Source organism: Stenotrophomonas sp. ZAC14D1_NAIMI4_1, assembly GCF_003086775.1.
Lineage (GTDB): Bacteria > Pseudomonadota > Gammaproteobacteria > Xanthomonadales > Xanthomonadaceae > Stenotrophomonas.
This window is the reverse complement of sequence record NZ_CP026001.1, coordinates 4,289,018-4,304,020: the sequence shown is the minus strand read 5'-3', so window position 1 is coordinate 4,304,020 and position 15,003 is coordinate 4,289,018. Positions and strand designations below refer to the sequence as shown.

Annotated in this window: 16 protein-coding genes; 7 read left to right on the top strand and 9 right to left on the bottom strand. The window is 68.3% G+C overall.

Features of this window, described 5'->3' with window-relative positions:
• The first annotated feature begins 60 nt into the window (after positions 1 to 60).
• Positions 61 to 1,359, top strand: a complete 1,299-nt coding sequence (hmgA, locus tag C1927_RS19555) for a homogentisate 1,2-dioxygenase (RefSeq protein ID WP_108747548.1) — start codon at positions 61 to 63, stop codon at positions 1,357 to 1,359.
• A gap of 127 nt (positions 1,360 to 1,486) precedes the next feature.
• Here hmgA and C1927_RS19550 read toward each other — a convergent pair whose 3' ends face one another.
• Complete coding sequence (locus tag C1927_RS19550) at positions 1,487 to 2,056, bottom strand: hypothetical protein (RefSeq protein WP_108747547.1); 570 nt, start codon at positions 2,054 to 2,056, stop codon at positions 1,487 to 1,489.
• Between the two features lie 124 nt (positions 2,057 to 2,180).
• Here C1927_RS19550 and C1927_RS19545 point away from each other — a divergent pair, with 124 nt between their 5' ends.
• A complete protein-coding gene (locus C1927_RS19545) occupies positions 2,181 to 2,819 on the top strand; it encodes a hypothetical protein (RefSeq protein WP_108747546.1) in 639 nt (212 codons plus the stop codon).
• A gap of 74 nt (positions 2,820 to 2,893) precedes the next feature.
• Entirely contained in the window at positions 2,894 to 3,847 is a 954-nt protein-coding gene (locus tag C1927_RS19540) for a sodium:calcium antiporter (RefSeq protein WP_108747545.1), read from the top strand.
• Positions 3,848 to 3,955: 108 nt separating this feature from the next.
• Here the strand turns inward: C1927_RS19540 and C1927_RS19535 are convergent, their stop codons facing one another.
• The 8 genes from C1927_RS19535 to C1927_RS19500 all read right to left on the bottom strand — a co-directional run bounded on the left by C1927_RS19535 (position 3,956) and on the right by C1927_RS19500 (position 11,913).
• Complete coding sequence (locus C1927_RS19535) at positions 3,956 to 4,345, bottom strand: Na+/H+ antiporter subunit G (RefSeq protein WP_108747544.1); 390 nt, start codon at positions 4,343 to 4,345, stop codon at positions 3,956 to 3,958.
• Positions 4,342 to 4,626, bottom strand: coding sequence for a K+/H+ antiporter subunit F (locus tag C1927_RS19530; RefSeq protein WP_079223917.1), 285 nt, complete (start codon positions 4,624 to 4,626; stop codon positions 4,342 to 4,344). Before C1927_RS19530 ends, C1927_RS19535 begins: the two co-directional genes overlap by 4 nt.
• Positions 4,623 to 5,129 (bottom strand): Na+/H+ antiporter subunit E, encoded by a 507-nt coding sequence (locus tag C1927_RS19525; protein ID WP_108747543.1) that lies wholly within the window; start codon positions 5,127 to 5,129, stop codon positions 4,623 to 4,625. Before C1927_RS19525 ends, C1927_RS19530 begins: the two co-directional genes overlap by 4 nt.
• The gene (locus tag C1927_RS19520; protein ID WP_108747542.1) at positions 5,126 to 6,661 is read right to left on the bottom strand and encodes a monovalent cation/H+ antiporter subunit D; all 1,536 of its coding nucleotides are present in this window, start codon (positions 6,659 to 6,661) and stop codon (positions 5,126 to 5,128) included. The genes C1927_RS19525 and C1927_RS19520 overlap by 4 nt, the downstream gene beginning before the upstream one ends.
• Positions 6,658 to 7,035 (bottom strand): Na+/H+ antiporter subunit C, encoded by a 378-nt coding sequence (locus C1927_RS19515; RefSeq protein WP_079223912.1) that lies wholly within the window; start codon positions 7,033 to 7,035, stop codon positions 6,658 to 6,660. Before C1927_RS19515 ends, C1927_RS19520 begins: the two co-directional genes overlap by 4 nt.
• A complete protein-coding gene (locus C1927_RS19510) occupies positions 7,035 to 9,863 on the bottom strand; it encodes a monovalent cation/H+ antiporter subunit A (protein ID WP_108747541.1) in 2,829 nt (942 codons plus the stop codon). Before C1927_RS19510 ends, C1927_RS19515 begins: the two co-directional genes overlap by 1 nt.
• A 354-nt stretch (positions 9,864 to 10,217) precedes the next feature.
• Positions 10,218 to 10,703, bottom strand: a complete 486-nt coding sequence (locus C1927_RS19505; protein ID WP_079225412.1) for an Mpo1-like protein — start codon at positions 10,701 to 10,703, stop codon at positions 10,218 to 10,220.
• A 283-nt stretch (positions 10,704 to 10,986) separates the two neighbouring features.
• The gene (locus C1927_RS19500; protein WP_079223909.1) at positions 10,987 to 11,913 is read right to left on the bottom strand and encodes a phosphoribosylaminoimidazolesuccinocarboxamide synthase; all 927 of its coding nucleotides are present in this window, start codon (positions 11,911 to 11,913) and stop codon (positions 10,987 to 10,989) included.
• 141 nt (positions 11,914 to 12,054) lie between these two features.
• On the opposite strand from C1927_RS19500, the gene C1927_RS19495 reads away from it, so the two are divergent.
• The 4 genes from C1927_RS19495 (at position 12,055) to yegS (ending at position 14,716) form a co-directional block, all read left to right on the top strand.
• Entirely contained in the window at positions 12,055 to 12,384 is a 330-nt protein-coding gene (locus C1927_RS19495; RefSeq protein WP_079223907.1) for a DnaJ domain-containing protein, read from the top strand.
• Positions 12,385 to 12,414: 30 nt separating this feature from the next.
• Positions 12,415 to 13,092, top strand: coding sequence for a ribulose-phosphate 3-epimerase (gene rpe, locus C1927_RS19490; protein WP_079223905.1), 678 nt, complete (start codon positions 12,415 to 12,417; stop codon positions 13,090 to 13,092).
• A gap of 12 nt (positions 13,093 to 13,104) precedes the next feature.
• Complete coding sequence (locus C1927_RS19485; protein WP_108747539.1) at positions 13,105 to 13,587, top strand: GNAT family N-acetyltransferase; 483 nt, start codon at positions 13,105 to 13,107, stop codon at positions 13,585 to 13,587.
• 193 nt (positions 13,588 to 13,780) lie between these two features.
• Complete coding sequence (gene yegS / locus C1927_RS19480; RefSeq protein WP_108747538.1) at positions 13,781 to 14,716, top strand: lipid kinase YegS; 936 nt, start codon at positions 13,781 to 13,783, stop codon at positions 14,714 to 14,716.
• Positions 14,717 to 15,003: the final 287 nt, after the last annotated feature.

Here is a 15,003-nt window from a genome sequence, read left to right as displayed (position 1 = left end):
GCCGGCATTGCCTGTCCGAATGGTAGTGCCGGCCGCTGGCCGGCAATCTCTGGAGTTCCCATGTCCACCGCCATCACCGCCCGCGGCTACCAGTCCGGTTTCGGCAACGAATTCGCCACCGAGGCCGTCGCCGGCGCGCTGCCGGTCGGGCAGAACTCACCGCAGAAGGTGGCCCACGGGCTGTACGCCGAACAGCTCTCGGGTACCGCGTTCACCGCACCGCGCGGCAGCAACCGCCGCAGCTGGCTGTACCGCATCCGCCCGGCGGTGACCCACGGCGAGTTCACCCCGTTCGCGCAGTCGCAGCTGCAGTGTGATTTCGGCGCGCAGCCGGCCTCGCCCAACCAGATGCGCTGGAGCCCGCTGCCGCTGCCGGAACTGCCGACCGATTTCGTCGAAGGCCTGTACACGATGGGCGGCAACGGCTCGCCCGATGCGCACGCCGGCGTCGGCATCCATCTGTACGCGGCCAACCGGGACATGGTGGGCCGCTACTTCTACAACGCCGATGGCGAACTGCTGATCGTGCCGCAGCTGGGCGCGCTGCGCCTGCTGACCGAACTGGGCGTGGTCGAGGTCGAACCGCAGCAGATCGCGGTGATCCCGCGTGGCGTGCGTTTCCGCGTCGAGCTGCCCGACGGCCCCAGCCGCGGCTACATCTGCGAGAACTACGGCGCGCTGCTGAAGCTGCCGGACCTGGGCCCGATCGGCGCCAACGGCCTGGCCAACCCGCGTGACTTCGAAACGCCGCACGCCGCGTTCGAGGACCTGGACGGTGATTTCGAACTGATCGCCAAGTTCGAGGGCCGCCTGTGGCGCGCGCCCATCGATCATTCGCCGCTGGACGTGGTGGCCTGGCACGGCAACTACGCGCCGTACCGCTACGACCTGCGTCGCTTCAACACGATCGGCTCGATCAGCTACGACCACCCGGACCCGTCGATCTTCCTGGTGCTGCATTCGCCCAGCGACACGCCGGGCACCAGCAACATGGATTTCGCCATCTTCCCGCCGCGCTGGCTGGTGGCGCAGAACACGTTCCGCCCGCCGTGGTTCCATCGCAACATCGCCAGCGAATTCATGGGCCTGGTGCACGGTGCCTACGACGCCAAGGCCGAAGGCTTCGTGCCCGGTGGCGCCTCGCTGCACAACTGCATGAGCGGGCATGGCCCGGATGCGCCGACCTTCGATAAGGCGTCCAACGCCGACCTGTCCAAGGCCGATGTCATCAAGGACACGATGGCCTTCATGTTCGAGACCCGCGCGGTGATCCGCCCGAGCGCGCAGGCGTTGTCCGCCGGCCACCGCCAGGGCGATTACCAGCAGTGCTGGAACGGCCTGCGCAACCATTTCCGTTGATCCATTGCATCCACGCATGGCGTGGATCTACTGGCGGGATGCGGGATCCACGCATGGCGTGGATCCACGCGGTCAATCCGACCGGTGATGTTGTAGATCCACGCCATGCGTGGATGTTTTCGCGACCCTACGCCGTTGCCGCGAAGGCGTCGCAATGCTCCGTCGGCAGCGCTTCCAGCAGGCGCTGCCGCACGCGCTCGCAGTACCCGTCGGAGGTCATGCCCGGCAACGCCTGCAACGCTGCCTGCAGCACCTTCACCACATCCTCTTCGGCGCGGGCCTGCTGCAGGTCGCGGAACAGGGCGGCGGCCATCGGATTGCGCTGCATTTCCAGGATGCCCAGCAGGTAGATGCGCGCGGCCACCAGCGAGCGGCGGCGCTCCACCGGGGCGGCAGGTGCAGGCGCTGGCGCAGCTGCAGGGACCACTGCGGGTGCCACCGCCGCCGTCGGGCGGGGAGCCACGGGCGGTGACGGTGCCGGTGGTGGTGGCGCGGGCGCGGGCGCGCCGGTTTCCAGGTAGCCGCCCTGGACCAGCTGGATCACCATGGCGGGCGCCTCCTGGCCGATCAAGCCGGTCAGGTCGGCGATGCTGCGCTGGCCATCACACAGGATCAGCAGCCGGCGCTGGCGCATGTCCAGCGGCGCGCGGTGGGCCTGCAGCGCGGTTCGGGCGAGGTCGGTCTTGCGCGGTTGCATGGAAAGGACAGCCAAGTCGGTGCACGCCGAGCCTGAACGAGGGCCATGAAACGGCGATGACAATGCAGCGCCTGCACGCGCGCTGCGCTAGCGTGCCAGCACCCTGTGCCAAGGACCCGCACCCATGAAACACCTGCCCATCGCCGGCCTGCTGCTGTTGTCGCTGGCCGCCTGCAACCGCACCGCCGACGCCCCCGCCGAGGCCTCTGCCCCGGCCAAGGACACCGCCGCCGCCACCGCACCGGCCGATGCAGACCTGGCGCCGACGTCCCCCGCCGACCCGCGCACTGACAGCCCGGCGCGGCTGGATGGCTTCGGCGGTGCCCGCCTGGGCGCGCCCATCGCCGACGTGCGCAGTGGCTTCGGCACGCCGCTGCAGGGCATGGGCAGCGATGCGGCAGGCAAGCCGCTGCCGGCCGATGACAACAACGACGGCTGCTACTTCCTCCGCCCGCAGGATGCCGAGGACCCGCGCCTGATGATCGAGGGCCGCAAGCTGGTGCGCTATGACGTGCGCAGCACCGGCATCGTCGCCCCGGGCGGCGGCAAGGTCGGCATGACCCTGGGCGAACTGCAGCTGCTGTACCCCGAGCGCGCCGACGTCGGCCCGGACAAGTACGACGAGAAGGCCCAGCACCTGCGCGTGCGCCCGGCCCAGGAAGGCGCGGCCATCATCGATTTCGCGCTGGGCGCCGACGGCAAGGTCGGCAGCTGGCGGGTCGGCCAGACCCCGCAGGTGGATTACGTGGAAGGCTGCGGCTGACCACGGCCGCCGTGGCTCACCCGCGAAGGGTGGGCCACGCGTAGAATCGCGCCACGACCGCTGGGGAGTGCTCGATGATCGCCATTTCAATTGCCTGGTTCCTGCTTGGCCTGCTGCTGCTGGCGCTGGGCGGGGATTCCATCGTCAAGGCCGTCGCCGGCCTCGCCCAGCGCTTCGGCGCCAGTGCCTTCACTGCCGGCCTGCTGCTGCTGGGCGTCGCCACGTCGCTGCCGGAACTGGCGGTCAATGCGCGCGCGCTGTGGGTTGGCCAGCCCGAACTGGCCCTGGGCAACGCCATCGGCAGCAGCATCGCCAACCTCGGCCTGACCCTGGCCGTGGCTGCCATCGCCACGCCGCTGCTGCTGCGCGCGCGCCTGCAGGGCGTGCTGTGGTGGTCGCTGCTGGCCGCCGGCCTGCTGCTGATCGTCTTCGGCCTGGATGGGCGCCTGCAGCGCTGGGAAGCCGGCGTGCTGGTGGCGGGCTTCGTGCTGGTGCAGATCGTGCTGCTGCGTCGCGGGCGCCTGGAAGCACCGGACGTGCAGTCGGTCATCGCCGAATCCGCGCTGAGCCGTACCAGCCTGCCGCTGAACGTGCTGCGCGTGCTGATCGCCGCGCTGACGCTCTACTGGGGCGCGCGCCTGCTGGTGGGCGCTGCGGCGGATTTCGGCACGGCGCTGGGCTGGACCCCGCTGCTGGTGGGCCTGTTGCCGGTGGCCATCGGCACCGCGCTGCCGGAAGTGGCCGCGGCCCTCGCGGCGGCGCGGCGCGGCCACGGCGACATGGTGCTGGGCCACGTGCTGGGTTCCAGCGTGGTGAACCTGCTGCTGGTGATCGGTGCGATGGGCCTGCTGCAGCCGCTGGCGCTGCCGGCCTCGTTCGTGCGCCTGGAACTGCCGGCGCTGCTGGCCTTCGCCCTGGTGCTGTACCCGATGCTGCGCGGCGACCTGCGCATCAGCCGCGGCGAAGGCGGGATCCTGCTGGGGGCGTTCGTTGCGTGGGTGGGGCTGGAGATCGCCCTGGTCCTGTAGATCCACGCCATGCGTGGATGACGGGCCGTGCCGACCAACGGTCGGCACCCACCATCAATGAGCTGTGGCACCCACCCTCAATGAGCCATGCCGGCCAGCGGCCGGCACCTACCGGTTCTGCGGGGTGTCCTCTTCCCGCGCCGGTTCCGGCGGCGGCAGCTGTTCTTCCTTGGCGCGTTCGTTGCCCGGCAGGCTGGGCCGGGTTTCCATCAGCAGCGACAGCGCGGCCTTGGCCATCATGTGCGCGCTGATTGGCGCGGTGATGAACAGGAACACGGTGATCAGCAGCTCGCGCGGCTGCGGGTCCTGGCCCAGGAAGATGTGGTAGCAGACCGAACACGCCAGCACGCAGCCCACGCCCAGCGTGCTGGCCTTGGTCGGCGCGTGCAGGCGCTTGAAGAAGGTCGACAGCTTCACCAGCCCCAGCGCACCGACCAGGATGAAGAAGCAGCCAAACAGCAGCAGCACCGACAGGGCGATCTGGATGAAGGTGATCATTCGACGATGTCCCGGCGCAGCACGAACTTGCTCAGCACCACGGTGCTGCCGAAGCCGAGCATGGCAATGACCAGCGCCGCTTCGAAGTAGATCGCCGAGTTCAGGTACATGCCGAACAGCATCAGCTCGGCGATGGCGGTCACCGACAGCGTGTCCAGCGCGAGGATGCGGTCGGGCACGGTCGGGCCGCGCAGCAGGCGCCAGGTGCCCAGCAGCATGGCCAGGCCGACCACGTGCATGCACACCACCAGGGTGGTCTGGATGATCTGGAATCCAGTCATGGGAAGATCTCCATCAACGGGGCTTCGTAACGTCGCTTGATCGTGTCGATCAGCTCCTGCGGGTCTTCCAGGTGCAGCACGTGCACCAGCAGGTACTTGCGGTCATCGCTCAGCGCGGCCGACACGGTGCCCGGGGTCAGGGTGATCATGCTGGTCAGCGCGGCGATGCCATGGATGTTGGCGATATCCAGCGGCAACCAGATGAAACCGGGGTGGATGTTGCGCTCCGGGCCGAGCACCTGGATGGCCACGCGGATGTTGGACATCAGGATGTCCCACAGGGTGACGACCAGCAGCCTGGGCACCGGCCGCAGCGTGCCGATGCGGGCGAACTCGCGGTCCAGGCGCGCGGCGAACAGCGGCACCACCACGCCCAGCACCAGGCCCAGCACGATCTGGCCGAGGGTGAAGCTGTCGGACATCAGCAGCCAGAACGCCACCACCATCATGCTCAGGGCGGGCGAGGGGAACACGCGGCGGCGGAAGGAACGCTTGGCGGTCATGGCTGGCGGATCTCCGGCGTGGTCGCGCGCAACTGCTGCACGTAGTCACCTGGCTGCAGCAGCTGGGCGGCGATGGCATCGGTGTGGCGCATCAGCGGTGCGGCACCCAGGGTCATGCCGATGCCGTAGGCCAGCAGCAGGCAGGCGGCGTACAGCTCGATGCGGCGCAACGGTGCCTTGCGCGGCGGCGGTGCCTCCGGGTCGGGCGTCGGCACGCGCCAGAACAGGCGAATGCCACCGCGGGTCAGGCCCATGATGACCAGCAGGCTGCTGGCCAGCACCGCCGTCCACACCGCACCGGTGTACTGCGCGGGCATGCCGGCCAGCAGCGCGGCCTTGGCCAGGAAGCCGGACAGCGGCGGCAGGCCGGCCACCGAGACCGCGCCGATCAGGAACAGCACGGCCGGCGTTTCCTTGCCCGGCATCGGTGCCACCACTTCCTTGCGATCGCTGGCACCGCCACGACGGCGGCGGATCAGGTCGGCGATGAGGAACAGCGCCGCCGCAACGAAGCTGCTGTGCGGCAGGTAGTAGAGACCGGCCGACAGTACCTTCGGCGTGCCCACCGCGAAGGCGATGAACAGCGTCGCGGCCGAGACGATGACCAGGTAGGAGATCAGCACGCGCAGGCGGGCAGCCGCCAGTGCGCCCAGGCCGCCCAGCACCAGGGTGGCCACGCCGGCCCACAGCAGCCAGTCGCGGCCGTAGCCGGCCAGGGCACCGGCGTCCTCGCCGAACCACAGCATCTGCACGCGCAGCACGGCGTACAGGCCGACCTTGGTCATGATCGCGAACAGCGCGGCCACTGCGGCCGGCGCACGCGCATAGGACTCGGGCAGCCACAGGTACAGCGGCATCAGCGCGGCCTTCGCGCAGAACACCAGCAGCAACAGGCCGATGGTCGCCTTCACCAGGGTCAGCTGCGAGGCCGGCACTTCGGCGATGCGCTGCGACAGCTCGGCCATGTTCAGCGACCCTAGCGAGGCGTACAGCAGGCCCAGCGCGATCAGGAACAAGGTCGAGGCGGTGACGTTGAACACCACGTAGTGCAGGCCGATGCGCATGCGCAGGCCACGGCCACCACTCAGCAGCAGGCCGTAGGAGGCGATCAGCATCACCTCGAAGAACACGAACAGGTTGAAGATGTCGCCGGTGAGGAACGCACCGTTCAGGCCCACCAGCTGGAACTGGAACAGGGCATGGAAGTGCGGCGCGCGCCGGTCCCAGCCCGAGCAGGCGTGCATCAGGCAGGGGATGGCCAGCAGCAGGGTGGTCAGCAGCATCCACGCCGACAGGCGGTCGGCCACCAGCGCGATGCCCAGCCGCGACGGCCAGTCACCCAGCAGGTAGACGTTGATGTCACCGCCGGCGGTCTGCGCGAACAGCAGGCCCACGGCCAGTGCCAGCGCACCCAGTGCGGTCCAGGCCACGCTGCGCTGCACCTTCGGGCCGTAACGGCGGTGTTCGACGAACAGCGACAGCGCGGCGCCGAGCAGCGGAATCAGGATCGGCAGGATCACCAGATGGTTCATGCCTGGTCCTCGCCCCGACGCGGCGGTGCGTCCTCATCCGGTTCGTGGGCGTCCACGTGGTCGCTGTGGTTGTCGCTGCGGCTGCGCATGGCCAGCACGATGGTCACCGCGGTCATCGCAAAGGCGATGACGATGGCGGTCAGCACCAGCGCCTGCGGCAGTGGATCGGTGTAGTTGCCGAGGTGGCTTTCCAGGCCGTCCTGCAGCACCGGCGCCTTGCCCTGCACCACGCGGCCACCAGCGAAGATCAGCAGGTTGGTGGCATAGGACAGGAAGGTCATGCCGAGGATCACATCGAAGCTGCGCGCGCGCAGCAGCAGGTAGATGCCAATGGCGGTCAGCACGCCGATCGCGGTGGCCAGGGCCAGTTCCATCAGTGCATCTCCCCGGTGCGGGCCGAACGGCGTTGCAGGTCGATCTCGCCCTTGCGCGCGCTGCGGGTACGCGAGGGCTTCACGGTGGCCATCATCGACAGCATCAGCATGGCGCCGCCGAACACCACCAGGTAGACGCCGATGTCAAAGCCAATGGCGCTGGCCAGCGGCACCTCACCGATCAACGGCAGGTGCAGGTCGAGGTGGCCGCTGGTCAGGAACGGCACGCCGAACAGCATCGAGGCGCTGCCGCTGAGCAGGGCGATCAGCAGGCCCATGCCGATGCAGCGGATGTAGTCGAAGCCGAAGCGTGATTCGACCGATGCGGTGCCCTGGATCACGTACTGGATCAGCAGCGGCACCGCCAGTACCAGGCCGGCGATGAAGCCGCCGCCGGGCGCGTTGTGGCCGCGCAGGAACAGGAAGATCGACACCGTCAGGGTGAGCGGGAACATGATCTGGGCCAGATCGGCCGGCACCGGCAGCTTGATCGGCGGGCCGGGCATGATCTGTTCCGGCGCCATGCGCGTGCGCCGCAGCAGGGCATGCACCACCAGCGCGGCAATGCCGAACACGGTGATCTCGCCGAAGGTATCGAAGCCGCGGAAGTCGACCAGGATCACGTTGACCACGTTCTGCCCATAGGCCTCGGGCAGGGCGCGGGCGAGCATCTCGCCGGCCATGGTGTTCGGCGGCAGGGTCATCGCGCTGTAGGCCAGCGCGCCGAGGCCGCTGCCGGCGAGGATCGCGATGACCGCATCGCGGCGCTTGCGCCAGCGTGGCCGCTCCGGCCCCGACTGGGCGGGCAGGTAGTTCATGCCCAGCAGCATCAGCACCAGGGTCACCATCTCCACCAGCAGCTGGGTCAGCGCCAGGTCCGGGGCGGACAGGAACACGAAGGTCAGCGACACCATCAGGCCGACGCCACCCACCAGCAGCACCGCCAGCAGGCGCTGCTTGTACACGCGCAGGGTCGCCACCGCACAGGCCATCATCACCAGCCACAGCGCCCAGCCCAGCAGCGGGATCGGCTGCGGCCGGGTCCAGTTGGGCGAGGCCGGGTTGGCGATGTACGGTGCGGCGGCCACGGTGATCGCCACCAGTACCAGGCCCAGCAGCATGCGCTGCAGGCTGCCGTTGGCGATGCCGTTGGTCAGGCGCATGGCCAGCGCGGAAATCGTGTCCAGCTGCGCATGGAAGACGTTGCGGCCGGTGGTGGTGTTCTGCACGCCGTGCAGGTTGATCAGCTTGCGCAGGCCGAAGTACAGGGCCACGCCGCCGACCACGCCGATCGCGCTCATCGCCAGCGGCAGGTTGAAGCCGTGCCAGACCGACAGGCTGTACTCGGGCATGGCGCTGCCGAGGATGGAACCGGCCGCAGCGTGCAGCACCGGTGCCACGGTCAGCGCCGGGGCGATGCCCACCGCCACGCAGATCACCACCAGGATCTCCACCGGCACCTTCATCCAGCGCGGCGGCTCGTGCGGTACGCGGTCCAGGCCATGCGGGCCGGGGCCGAAGAATGTGTCGTGAACGAAGCGCAGGCTGTAGGCCACGCCGAACACGCCGGCCAGCAGCGCGGCGATCGACACGGCCGTGCGCATGGTGCCGGGTCCGCCGGCGGTCAGCGCCTCGGCAAACAACATTTCCTTGGACAGGAAGCCGTTGAGCAGCGGAATGCCGGCCATCGCCAGCGAAGCGATGATCGCCAGCGCGCTGGTGAAGGGCATCAACCTGCGCAGCCCGCCCAGCTTGCGCATGTCGCGGGTGCCGGTCTCGTGGTCGATGATGCCGGCGGCCATGAACAGCGAGGCCTTGAAGGTGGCGTGGTTGAGGATGTGGAACACGCCGGCCACCACCGCCATCGGCGTGGACAGGCCGAACAGCAGGGTGATCAGGCCCAGGTGCGAGATCGTCGAATAGGCCAGCAGGCCCTTCAGGTCGTGCTGGAAGATCGCGTTCCAGGCGCCGATCAGCAGGGTCAGCGCGCCGATGCCGCTGACCGTGTAGAAGAACAGGTCGCTGCCGGCCAGGGCCGGGTGCAGGCGTGCCAGCAGGAATACGCCGGCCTTCACCATGGTGGCCGAATGCAGGTAGGCCGACACCGGGGTGGGCGCGGCCATGGCGTGCGGCAGCCAGAAGTGGAACGGGAACTGCGCGCTCTTGGTGAAGATGCCGGCCAGCACCAGGAACAGGGCGTAGGGGTAGAGCGCGCTGGCGCGGATCTGCTCGCCGGCGGCCAGCACCACGTCCAGATCGAAGCTGCCGACGATGCGGCCGATCAGCAGCACGCCACCGAGCAGGGCCAGGCCGCCGCCGCCGGTGATCACCAGCGCCATCCGCGCGCCCTCGCGGGCATCCTTGCGGTGCGACCAGAAGCCGATCAGCAGGAACGAGCTGATGCTGGTCATTTCCCAGAACACCATCAGCAGCAGCAGGTTGCCCGACAGCACCATGCCCAGCATGGCGCCCATGAACAGCAGCAGGTAGCAGTAGAAGCGGTGCGCGTTGTCCTGGCTGCTGAGGTAGTAGCGCGCATACAGCACCACCAGCGCACCGATGCCCAGCACCATGCCGGCGAACATCCAGGCCAGGCCATCCAGGCGCAGGGCGAAATCCAGACCTATCTGCGGCAGCCAGGGCACCAGGGTGCGGACCACCTGCCCGTCCATCACCGCCGGGGTCAGCCAGCCGAGGATGGCCAGGCCGCCCAACGGCGCCAGCGCCGCCAGCCAGGCGGCTGTCGAGCGGGAACTACGGGGGAAGGCCGCAACAGCCACTGCCATCAGGAACGGCAGGGCCAGCAGCAGGGGCAGGCTGGGGAGCATGCAGGGAATCCATGATTCACGAGCAGGTCATTGAGTCTAACAGTCAGCCAAATGTCGCCGAAACCCATGTAACGGCTACAAACGGCATGTAACGTGCGCTATTCATCTTTTTTGCGGTGCGGCACGCCCTTTTCCGTGCCTTGCAGGGTGTGGTCGCCGGCTTTGCCGGATCGGCTCCCTACGCCCGCGCATGGGGGGCTGCGCCCCCGCGTGGCAACGGCTGGGGGCCACACGGCGAACCGGCAGGCAGGCCTGCGCCGCCTGTGCATCGCAGGCTGGCAGGTCGATCGTGCAGCAGGGGTGACGGGCCGCGCCCGTTCAGGAAACGATGGCCGGTGGGCGCGGCGGGAGGTGTCAGTAGCGCCAGTCGAGCTTGCGGTAGGCCTTGGCCATCACCCAGGCCGGTCCGATCAGCAGGTAGGTCAGGTCGGTCAGGAAGCTGGGTTTGCGGCCTTCGAACTTGTGGCCGATGAACTGCGCGACCCAGGCCACCACGAACACGCCCACCGCCAGCCAGAACAGGTTGTGCAGGCCGATTTCGGCTTCCAGCAGGCGGCACAGGCAGCCGAACACGAAGAACTGGATGAGCATGCCGATCCCCAGCGGGCGCGACAGCTTGTTGTAGAAGCACCAGGCGCTGAACATCGCGAAGGCGGCCCAGATGCCGTACTGGAACCAGGTGATCAGCGGCGGTACGCACCACAGCAGGGCCACCACCGACCACAGGATCGCCGGTACCGCCACCACGTGGATGCGCTGGTTGATCACATTGCGGTGGTCGTCGGAGTAGCTGGCGAAGTAGCGGTCGATCGGCCGCGCAAGCTGGGTGGTGGTCTGCATGCTGCCAGCATACTCCCGCAGCACCGCGCGATCATGGGGGGCGCAAAATGGTGGGCCGGCGGGGTGGGGCCGACTTGGTAGCGTCGACTTGGTAGAGTCGACTGTCAGTCGACTGCCCTACCATCAGATCGCGAAATTCCCGTGCTGCGCGCGATAGTCGACCAACGGTCGACTCTACCGGGTCCAATTCATCGGGCGCATCTCCCGCCACGCCCGCAGTAGAGCCAGGCCATGCCTGGCTGCGCGAACGCCCCCGGCCAGACCGGCCGGGGGCGCAGGGGCATCAGTCGACGCTGATGCCGGCCAGGCGCTGCAGCGCCTCGGCGTACTTGGCGCGGGTGCGCTCGATGATTTCGGCCGGGATGGCCGGGCCCGGGGCGGTCTTGCCCCAGTCCAGCGTCTCCAGGTAATCGCGCACGAACTGCTTGTCGTAGCTCGGCGGGCTGGTGCCCACCTCGTACTCGTCGGCCGGCCAGTAACGCGAGGAATCCGGCGTCAGCATCTCGTCCATGATGTACAGGCGGCCATCGGCATCGGTGCCGAACTCGAACTTGGTGTCGGCCAGGATGATGCCGCGCTCGCGGGCATAGTCCGCGGCGAACTTGTAGATGCGCAGGGTGGCATCGCGCACGCGCTCGGCCAGGTCCGCGCCCACCTGCTTGACCATCGCATCGAAATCGATGTTCTCGTCATGGTCGCCGACGGCGGCCTTGGTGGACGGGGTGAAGATCGGCTCGGGCAGCTGCTCGGCCTGGCGCAGGCCATCGGGCAGGTCGATGCCGCTGACCTTGCCGGTGCGCTGGTAGTCCTTCCAGCCGCTGCCGATCAGGTAGCCGCGGGCGATCGCTTCCACCGGCACCGGCTTCAGCTTGCGGGTGACCACCGCGCGCTTGGCGTACAGGGCCGGGTCCACGCCTTCGGGCAGCACGCTGGCCACGTCGATGCCGGTCAGGTGGTTGGGCATCAGGTGCGCGGTCTTGGCGAACCAGAAGTTGGAGACCTGGCAGAGCATCTCGCCCTTGCCCGGGATCGGGTCGGGCAGGACCACATCGAACGCCGACAGGCGATCGGTGGCCACCATCAGCAGGTAGTCGCCCGGCGGGGTCCCTGCAGGCAGCCGCTCGCGCGGGATATCGAACACATCACGCACCTTGCCGCGATGGCGCAAGGGCAGGCCGGGGAGATCGGATTGCAACAGCGTGGTTGGCACGGGCACTCCTGGGGCGTTGTCGATACGGCTGCCCAGCGGACCCGGCGGGCCCGCTGACCAGCGGGCGGCCTAGTGTAAAGCGGTCCGGGCCCGCTGTGACGTAAAATGAGCGTCCATTTCGTCGGCCGCCCCCGGAGCGCCATGCGCTGGTACGGAAAACTGCTCGGTTTCATCGCCGGTGCCCTGCTGTTCCGGCCCAATCCGCTGTTCGGGGCGGTCATCGGCCTGCTGCTCGGCCATGCCTTCGATTCGGACTGGTTCCGCCTGAACAAGGAAAACCCGTACCGCGAGCTGGGGCTGACGTCCGAGGCCACCGACGCCGAGGTCGAGCGGGCCTACCGCAAGCTCATTTCCCAGTACCACCCCGACAAGCTCGGCGGCGCGGCCCCCGAGCTGCAGCAGCAGGCCGAGCAGAAGTCGCGGCGGATCAACGCCGCCTACGACCGCATCAAGACGCTGCGCAAGCGCTGACCCCTTTCCCTCGTCCCCAAGGCCCCGGCCATGTCCAACTGCCTCATCGCCCCGTCCATCCTGTCCGCCGATTTCGCCCGCCTGGGCGAGGAAGTGGACAACGTCCTGGCCGCCGGTGCGGACTGGGTCCACTTCGACGTGATGGACAACCATTACGTGCCCAACCTGACCATCGGCCCGATGGTCTGCCAGGCCCTGCGCAAGCACGGCGTGACCGCGCCGATCGACGTGCACCTGATGGTCGAGCCGGTGGACCGCATCATCCCGGACTTCGCCGAGGCCGGCGCCACCTACATCAGCTTCCACCCGGAGGCCAGCCGCCACCCGCACCGCACCATCCAGCTGATCCGTTCGCTGGGCTGCAAGCCGGGCATCGTGCTGAACCCGGCCACCCCGGTGGACATCCTGGACTGGGTGCTGGATGACCTGGACCTGGTGCTGCTGATGTCGGTCAACCCGGGCTTCGGCGGCCAGGCCTTCATCCCCTCGGCGCTGGACAAGCTGCGCGTGGTCCGCCAGAAGATCGATGCCAGCGGCAAGGACATCCGCCTGGAGATCGACGGCGGCGTGAAGGCCGACAACATCGGTGCGATCGCCGCTGCCGGCGCCGACACCTTCGTCGCAGGTTCGGCCATCTTCAACGCCAAGACCAGCTACCAGGACGTGATCGCGCAGATGCGCGCGAATGTCACTGCGGCGCGGGGCTGAGCCATGAGTACGGTGGCCGTGTTGAACATCCGTCCGGCCACCGTGGCCGATGCCGGCCTGATCCTGCATTTCATCCGCGAGCTGGCCATCTACGAGAAGGCCGAGCATTCGGTGCAGACCGATGAAACCGGCATCGCCGAGAGCCTGTTCGGGGCCGATGCCACTGCCCGCGCGTTGATCTGCGAAGCCGGCGGCGAGGCCATCGGCTATGCGGTGTATTTCTACAATTACTCGACCTGGCTGGGCCGCAAGGGCATCTACCTGGAAGACCTGTACGTCAGCCAGGAAAAACGCGGTGCCGGCGCCGGCAAGGCGCTGCTGAAGTACATCGCGCGCCAGGCGGTGGCCGAAGGTTGCGGCCGCTTCGAATGGTCGGTGCTGGACTGGAATACCCCGGCCATCGAGTTCTACACCGCTGCCGGTGCGAAGCCGCAGGACGAGTGGACCGTGTACCGGCTGCAGGGCCAGGCGCTGCACGATTTCGCCAACGGTTGAGGCAAAAAAAAGGCCGCGCCAAACACTGGCGCGGCCCTGCTGCATTCGTGGGAGGCTGATCCTGCCTCCATCCGTCGTCCCTGCTATGGCCTTCCATGTTCCGGGTCGGCGATGACACCTGCATGACACGGAGGCTTCACCGGCCGCGAACGCGCGGTTGCTAGCCTGTGCCACCCCCACTGGAAGCACCTGCATGACCACCCCGCGCTGGCGCCTGATACTCAACGGAAAATCCGCTGGCAATGACGATCTGCGCAGTGCCGTCGGCCACTGGCGCGGGCAGGGCGTGCAGCTGGAAGTGCGGGTGACGTGGGAAGAAGGCGACGCCGAACGCTACGTGGCTGAAGCCATCGACCACGGCGTGGATGTGATCGTGGCGGCCGGCGGTGACGGCACGCTCAGTGCGGTCGCCGAAACCCTTGCCCATCGCGATGAACCGGCCGACGCACTGCCATCGCTGGCCCTGGTGCCGATGGGCACGGCCAACGACTTCGCCACGTCGGCCGGCATTCCCACCGAACCTTCGGAGGCCTTCGCCCTGATCGGGCAGGTGCCGGCCAGGCCCATCGACCTGCTGCGCGTGGAGGCGGATGGCACGCCCTGGTGGTGCGCCAACCTGGCCAGCGGCGGCTTCGGGACCCAGGTCACCGTGGAAACCGATGCTGGCCTGAAGAAAATGCTCGGCGGACTGGCCTACGTCATCACCGGCATTGCCAAGCTGGGCCGCATCGAACCGATCTCTGCGCGCCTGTCCGGCCCGGATTTCAGCTGGGAAGGCGGTTTCATCGCGCTGGGCATCGGCAACGGTCGCCAGGCCGGTGGCGGCCAGCAGCTTTGCCCGCAGGCGCTGATCGATGACGGCCTGCTGGACGTGACCGTGGTGCCCGAACTGGACGGTGAGGTGGCCGCGACCCTGGGCCAGATGCTGACCGGTGGCAAGGAGGCGGCACTGGAGCGGGTGGCGACCCGCGCGCAGCTGCCGTGGCTGCAGATCGACGCCCCGCAGGCGCTGACCTTGAACCTGGATGGCGAGCCGGTGCAGGCGCAACGTTTCCGCATTGACTGCGTGGCCGGGCGGGTGCGCATGCATCTGCCGGCCGACTGCGAGCTGCTGGCGGGGCAGGGCTAGAGTCGACCGGGTAGCACCGACTGGGTAGAGTCGACTGTTAGTCGACTGCTCTTCCATCAGCGGCGGAAATGCCCGCGCTGCGCGCGTCAGTCGACTAACAGTCGACTCTACCGGTTGCCGCCACCGGCCCCCGCAACCGACCGCAGCCCTGCCGTGGTTCAGTTTCACAGGGTTTCCCTCCCGGGCAAGCTGCGTTACAGTCAAGGGGTGTCCAGCCTGACGACCCCGCATACCCTTTCTTCCGCACGCCGTTGGTGGCGATGGTGGCCCGTTGCCGTCGTCCGCCC

Bases quoted from the DNA above. Each gene is read 5' to 3' on its own strand.
- hmgA (WP_108747548.1), top strand. From the start codon at position 61: ATGTCCACCGCCATCACCGCCCGCGGCTACCAGTCCGGTTTCGGCAAC.
- C1927_RS19550 (WP_108747547.1), bottom strand. From the start codon at position 2,056: ATGCAACCGCGCAAGACCGACCTCGCCCGAACCGCGCTGCAGGCCCAC.
- C1927_RS19545 (WP_108747546.1), top strand. From the start codon at position 2,181: ATGAAACACCTGCCCATCGCCGGCCTGCTGCTGTTGTCGCTGGCCGCC.
- C1927_RS19540 (WP_108747545.1), top strand. From the start codon at position 2,894: ATGATCGCCATTTCAATTGCCTGGTTCCTGCTTGGCCTGCTGCTGCTG.
- C1927_RS19535 (WP_108747544.1), bottom strand. From the start codon at position 4,345: ATGATCACCTTCATCCAGATCGCCCTGTCGGTGCTGCTGCTGTTTGGC.
- C1927_RS19530 (WP_079223917.1), bottom strand. From the start codon at position 4,626: ATGACTGGATTCCAGATCATCCAGACCACCCTGGTGGTGTGCATGCAC.
- C1927_RS19525 (WP_108747543.1), bottom strand. From the start codon at position 5,129: ATGACCGCCAAGCGTTCCTTCCGCCGCCGCGTGTTCCCCTCGCCCGCC.
- C1927_RS19520 (WP_108747542.1), bottom strand. From the start codon at position 6,661: ATGAACCATCTGGTGATCCTGCCGATCCTGATTCCGCTGCTCGGCGCC.
- C1927_RS19515 (WP_079223912.1), bottom strand. From the start codon at position 7,035: ATGGAACTGGCCCTGGCCACCGCGATCGGCGTGCTGACCGCCATTGGC.
- C1927_RS19510 (WP_108747541.1), bottom strand. From the start codon at position 9,863: ATGCTCCCCAGCCTGCCCCTGCTGCTGGCCCTGCCGTTCCTGATGGCA.
- C1927_RS19505 (WP_079225412.1), bottom strand. From the start codon at position 10,703: ATGCAGACCACCACCCAGCTTGCGCGGCCGATCGACCGCTACTTCGCC.
- C1927_RS19495 (WP_079223907.1), top strand. From the start codon at position 12,055: ATGCGCTGGTACGGAAAACTGCTCGGTTTCATCGCCGGTGCCCTGCTG.
- rpe (WP_079223905.1), top strand. From the start codon at position 12,415: ATGTCCAACTGCCTCATCGCCCCGTCCATCCTGTCCGCCGATTTCGCC.
- yegS (WP_108747538.1), top strand. From the start codon at position 13,781: ATGACCACCCCGCGCTGGCGCCTGATACTCAACGGAAAATCCGCTGGC.